Source organism: Pseudoalteromonas sp. CR1, assembly GCF_019392235.1.
GTDB lineage: Bacteria > Pseudomonadota > Gammaproteobacteria > Enterobacterales > Alteromonadaceae > Pseudoalteromonas.
The window spans coordinates 1-240 of record NZ_JAHXRM010000593.1 but is presented as its reverse complement, the minus strand read 5'-3'; the positions used below and the strand labels follow the sequence as shown (position 1 = coordinate 240).

The window sequence follows — 240 nt, the reverse complement described above, 5'->3', positions numbered from 1 at the left end:
AGGACTTCATCCAGGGTGGCGTTGAGCTTGAGGATGATCTTGCCTTCAGCAACACGGGCGTGCAGCTTGTCGATCAGGATCTTCTCGGCGCGGAAGGTTTCACGGCGGTGAACCAGGGTCACGGTGCTGGCGATGTTGGCCAGGTACAATGCCTCTTCCACAGCAGTGTTACCGCCACCGACCACGGCGACCGGCTTGTTGCGATAGAAGAAACCGTCGCAGGTCGCGCAGGCCGAAACG

1 protein-coding gene is annotated in these 240 nt (G+C 60.0%); it reads right to left on the bottom strand.

What is annotated here, in order from left to right; translation table 11 throughout:
• The coding region (locus tag KZZ04_RS20670; RefSeq protein WP_219424101.1) for an FAD-dependent oxidoreductase at positions 1-240 on the bottom strand (240 nt) is incomplete at both ends.